Annotated in this window: 5 protein-coding genes; 2 read left to right on the top strand and 3 right to left on the bottom strand. The window is 73.1% G+C overall.

Going from position 1 to position 5,018, the window contains the following annotated elements; all coding sequences use genetic code 11:
* The coding region (locus JHN45_RS50360; protein WP_201056176.1) for a helix-turn-helix transcriptional regulator at window positions 1-1,026 on the top strand (1,026 nt) is incomplete at its 5' end.
* Here the strand turns inward: JHN45_RS50360 and bioD are convergent.
* The 3 genes from bioD to bioB are packed head-to-tail and all read right to left on the bottom strand — an operon-like array spanning window position 1,023 to window position 4,243.
* Window positions 1,023-1,763, bottom strand: a complete 741-nt coding sequence (gene bioD / locus JHN45_RS50365; RefSeq protein ID WP_200716617.1) for a dethiobiotin synthase — start codon at window positions 1,761-1,763, stop codon at window positions 1,023-1,025. The genes JHN45_RS50360 and bioD overlap by 4 nt on opposite strands.
* 1 nt (window position 1,764) lies before the next feature.
* The gene (locus JHN45_RS50370) at window positions 1,765-3,063 is read right to left on the bottom strand and encodes an adenosylmethionine--8-amino-7-oxononanoate transaminase (protein WP_200716616.1); all 1,299 of its coding nucleotides are present in this window, start codon (window positions 3,061-3,063) and stop codon (window positions 1,765-1,767) included.
* Window positions 3,056-4,243 (bottom strand): biotin synthase BioB, encoded by a 1,188-nt coding sequence (bioB, locus tag JHN45_RS50375; protein WP_201056177.1) that lies wholly within the window; start codon window positions 4,241-4,243, stop codon window positions 3,056-3,058. Before bioB ends, JHN45_RS50370 begins: the two co-directional genes overlap by 8 nt.
* A 147-nt stretch (window positions 4,244-4,390) precedes the next feature.
* Between bioB and JHN45_RS50380 the strand changes: the two genes are divergently transcribed.
* On the top strand, window positions 4,391-5,018 hold a 628-nt coding region (locus JHN45_RS50380; RefSeq protein WP_201056178.1), incomplete at its 3' end, for an aminotransferase class I/II-fold pyridoxal phosphate-dependent enzyme.

The following is a 5,018-nucleotide window of genomic DNA, read 5'->3' on the forward strand; positions in this document are numbered from 1 at the left end:
ACCGCCACCGTGCGGGCGGCGGCCTCGGCCCGGGCGCACGGCGCGACGGTGATCGTGCCGCAGGCGATGGAGTTCCGGGCCTACGCCGAGTTCTGGACCGGGCACCCGCGAGCCGCCGAGACGGCCACGGCCGACGCCCTGTGGCAGGCCCACGCCACCGGCCAGGACAACGGCGCCTGCCATCTGCAGGCCGCGCTCGCCATGTTCGCGGCGCTCACCGGAGACGAGGACGTCTGCCGTGAACGGGCCGCCGCCGCCCGCTCGTTCGCCCTGGGCCGTGGCCTGGGTCTGCCTGCCGCCCTGGCCCAATGGGCGCTCGCCTACCTCGACTTGAGCACCGGACGCTTCGCCGCCGCCGCGGCCCGGCTGCGCGCGCTCGCCGGGTTCGGCCCGGGCCACGGCCACCGGGCGATACGGCACCTCGCCACCCCGCACTACGTCGAGGCCGCCGCCCGCAGCGGCGACACCCGGATCGCCCGCGCCGCGCACGCCGACTACGACCGCTGGGCACGCGCCGTGCGCAGCCCCGACGACCTTGCCCTGAGCGCCCGTTGCAGGGCCCTGCTCGCCCCCGGTGCCGAAGCCGTCGACCACTACCGCACCGCCCTGGACCTGCACGCGCACGGCACCCGCGACTTCGAACGGGCCCGCACCGAGCTGCTGTTCGGCGGCGCGCTGCGCCGACTGCGCCGCCGCACCGAGGCCCGCGACCGGCTGCACACCTCGCTGGAGGCCTTCGAGTCCTTCGGCGCCCCGCACTGCGCGGCCCAGGCCCGCGCCGAACTCCGCGCCCTCGGAACACCGGTGGGTGCGACCGCCCTCCCCACACCTGCCGCCCGCCTGACCGCCCAGCAACTGATGGTCGCCCGCATGGCCGCAGACGGCGCCACCAACCGCGAGATCGCCGTCCGCCTCGCCCTCAGCCCCCGCACCATCGACCACCATCTGCGCGGCGTCTTCAGCCGGTTGGGCATCCGGTCCCGGATCGAACTGGTACGACTGCTCGCGGAAGGGGAGGCGTCCTAGACCGCGCCGCCGTTCCAGGACTGCGGTGCCTCGCGCACCCCGAACCCCTCCGCGTCCCACACCCCGTCGAGCCTCGGCGCCAGCCAACTCGGCGCCGCGGCACGGAAGTCGGCGGGGGCGAGAGCCCCGGCCCCCTCCGGCAGCGCGCCCAGCAGCGGAGCCCCGGACACCTCCGGAAGATCGGCCACATTGCAACGCGACGCAAGATCAGGGCTGTTGGGCCAGCTGCCGATCACCACGCCCAGCAGGTCGAGCCGCTGAGAACGGAGTTCACGTGCGGTCAGTTCCGTCGTGTTCAAGGTGCCCAGCCCCGCCGAGGCCACCACCAGGACCGGAGCGGCCAGCAACCGTGCCACGTCCGCGAGCGTGCCGCCCTCCGCGTCGAACCGTACGAGCAGTCCGCCCGCACCCTCGACCAGCACGAGATCGTGCTCGGTGGCCAACTTCTGGGCGGCCTCCGCGACTTCCTGCGGGTGGACCGGCGTCATACCGGCCCTGCGTGCCGCCGTGCCGGGGGCCAACGGCTCGGGGTAGCGGGCGAGTTCGGCCGTCGTGACGGTGCCCGCGAGCCGCGCGACCTCGTCGGCGTCGCCGCGCTCCTCCGGCCGTAGACCCGTCTGGGCGGGCTTGAGGACGGCCACCGTGCGGCCGGCGGCGAGTGCCGCTGCGGCCACCGCGGCCGTGGTGATCGTCTTGCCGACCTCCGTGCCCGTGCCCGTGATCACCAGTACCGGCATGTCATCCCTCCCGCGCAGCCGCGCACACCGCGCGGGCGATCCGTGCCAGGTCGGTGTCGTTCGTGACGTACGGCGGCATCGTGTAGACGAGGTCGCGGAACGGCCGCAGCCACACGCCCTCGCGTACGGCCGCGTCCGTGGCGGCCTTCATGTCGACGTCGTGGTCGAGCTGGACCACGCCGATGGCGCCGAGGACGCGGACGTCCCGGACGCCGGGGATGTGCGAGGCCGGGGCGAGGCCCTCGCGCAGGCCCGCCTCGATGCGCTTGACCTCCGTCAACCAGTCCTGGTTCAGGAGGAGTTCGATCGACGCGCAGGCCACGGCCGCTGCCAGCGGGTTGCCCATGAAGGTCGGACCGTGGGCCAGGACCGGCACCTCGCCCTGCGAGATGCCCTCGGCCACGCGAGACGTGCACAGGCTCGCCGCCATCGTCATGTAGCCGCCGGTCAGCGCCTTGCCCACGCACATCACGTCCGGGGTGACAGCCGCGTGCTCCGCCGCGAACAGCGCGCCCGTACGGCCGAAACCCGTCGCGATCTCGTCGAACACGAGCAGCACGTCGTGCGCGTCGCACGCCTCGCGCAGCACCCGCAGATACGCGGGGGAGTGGAACCGCATACCGCCGGCGCCCTGCACCACCGGTTCCACGATCACCGCGGCCAGCTCGTGCGCGTGCCGCTCGATCGCGGCGCGCAGTTCGTCGGCGTACGACTCCTCGTACTCGGCCGGGGGCGCGTCCACGAACACCTGCCGGGGCAGCACTCCCGACCACAGCTCGTGCATCCCGCCCTCGGGGTCGCACACCGACATCGGCTGCCAGGTGTCGCCGTGGTAGCCGCCGCGCCAGGTCAGCAGGCGCTGTTTCGCGGGGCGGCCGAGCGAGCGCCAGTACTGGAGGCACATCTTCACCGCCACCTCGACCGACACCGAGCCCGAGTCGGCGAGGAAGACGTGCTCCAGGCCCTCGGGAGACATGTCGACAAGGAGCTTCGCCAGCCGTACGGCGGGCTCGTGCGTGAGCCCGCCGAACATCACGTGACTCATCCGGCCGAGCTGTTCGCGCGCGGCCTCGTTGAGCACGGGGTGGTTGTAGCCGTGGATCGCCGACCACCAGGACGACATGCCGTCGACCAACTCGCCCGCACCGCCCGCGAGTCGGAGCCGGACCCCGCTCGCCGATTCCACGACGAGCGGTTCGACCCGGCCGGGCATCGGACCGTACGGATGCCAGACGTGCCGCCGGTCGAGTTCCAGCAGCTCGGCGACGGGCAGTGCGGGCGGGGCGGTCGGGTCAGGCATTGGGCGCGAGATCCGTTCCGGCACCTCGACGGCGTACGGAGACGAGGTCCCGGCGGACCTCGTCGACCTGCGGCGCGGCCGTGGCAGCGGGAGCCGAGCCGCAGACGCCGGCGCCCTCGTGCGAGTCGCAGCCCCCGCAGGCTTCCTCATGGGAACCGCAGCCGCCGCCCGCCGTCGCCCGGTGCTGCGGCAGCGTCACCTCGCCCGCGCCCTCCACCTCGAAGCCCGCGTCCGCGATCATCTCCAGGTCGGCGTGGCCGGCCTGGCCCTCGGACGTCAGGTAATCGCCGAGGAAGATCGAGTTGGCGAGGTTCAGGGCGAGGGGCTGCATCGTGCGCAGGTGGACCTCACGGCCGCCCGCGATGCGTACCTCGACGTCAGGGCAGACGAACCGCACCATCGCGAGGATGCGCAGACACCGCTGCGGGGTGAGGTGCCACTCCTGGGCGAGCGGGGTGCCCTCCATCGGGATCAGGAAGTTCACCGGCACCGAGTCCGGGTCGAGGTCCCGGAGCGAGAAGACGACGTCGACCAGGTCCTCGTCGGTCTCGCCCATGCCGGCGATCAGGCCGGAGCAGGCGGACAGGCCCGCCGCGTGCGCCTTCTGCACGGTGTCGACGCGGTCGGCGTACGTGTGGGTGGTCGTGATGTCGCCGTACGTCGACTCGGACGTGTTGAGGTTGTGGTTGTAGGCGTCCGCGCCCGCCTCGCGCAGCCGGTCGGCCTGGCCGTCGGAGAGCAGGCCGAGGCAGGCGCACACCTCGACGCCCTCGTTCTGGTCCTTGATCGCCTTGATGGTGCCCGCGACCCGGTCCACGTCCCGGTCGGTCGGACCCCGGCCGGAGGCCACCAGACAGACCCGCTTGGCGCCACCCGCCACACCGGCCGCGGCGGCCTTCGAGGCATCGTCGGGTTTCAGCCAGGTGTACTTCAGGATGTCGGCCTTGGAGCCGAGCCGCTGCGAGCAGTACGAGCAGTCCTCGGGGCACAGGCCGGACTTCAGGTTGACGAGATAGTTGAGCTTCACCCGTCGGCCGAACCAGTGCCGGCGCACCTTTCCGGCCGCGGCCACGACGTCCAGCAGGTCGTCGTCGGAGGTGGCGAGGACGGCGAGTGCTTCGGCGCGGGTCGGCAGCTCGCGCCGAAGCCCCTTGTCCACGAGCGTGTTCAGCAGGTCCATGAGTCCCGATCCTGTCCTACGGGACCGCCCGCGGCCAAGGAGAGATTGCACAAGACATGGGGTCGACGGTGTGGGTATCACCACACCATGGGCGGCAGGCCGTCCGATTAGTGTCTGTGCACTGCCTACAAAAGCCCCGGAGGAACCATGGCGTTCGGCTGGATCGACGACCAGGCGGAGCTGCGCCGCCGCGCCGGGCTCGTACGGACCCTGCGCCCGCGCCCCGCCGACTCGCCGCTCCTCGATCTCGCGAGCAACGACTACCTGGGCCTGGCCCACCATCCCGAGGTCGTGGAGGGGGCCGCGGCGGCGGCGCGGACCTGGGGCGGCGGATCCACCGGGTCGCGGCTCGTCACCGGGACGACCGAGCTGCACGCCCGACTGGAGCGCGAACTGGCCGAGTTCACCGGGTTCGAGGCCGCCCTCGTTTTCTCCTCCGGCTACGCGGCCAACCTCGCCGCGGTCACCACGCTCGCGCCGCACGGCTCGCTGATCGTCTCCGACGCGGGCAACCACGCCTCGCTGATCGACGGCTGCCGGCTGGCCCGGGGCGCCACCCAGGTCGTAGGACACGCCGATCCGGACGGGGTGCGGAAGGCGCTGCGGACGCACGACGGGCAGGCCGTGGTCGTGTCCGACTCGGTGTTCTCCGTGGACGGGGACGCGGCTCCGGTGGGGGCGCTCGCCGAGGCGAGCCGGGAGTTCGGGGCGGGGCTGCTGCTCGACGACGCGCACGGGCTCGGGGTGATGGGCGCGGGCGGGCGCGTCGTCGAGC

The organism is Streptomyces sp. MBT53 (assembly GCF_016654115.1).
Lineage (GTDB): Bacteria > Actinomycetota > Actinomycetes > Streptomycetales > Streptomycetaceae > Streptomyces.

Coding starts and splice junctions, on each gene's coding strand:
- bioB (WP_201056177.1), bottom strand. CDS start 4,243: ATGGACCTGCTGAACACGCTCGTGGACAAGGGGCTTCGGCGCGAGCTG.
- JHN45_RS50370 (WP_200716616.1), bottom strand. CDS start 3,063: ATGCCTGACCCGACCGCCCCGCCCGCACTGCCCGTCGCCGAGCTGCTG.
- bioD (WP_200716617.1), bottom strand. CDS start 1,763: ATGCCGGTACTGGTGATCACGGGCACGGGCACGGAGGTCGGCAAGACG.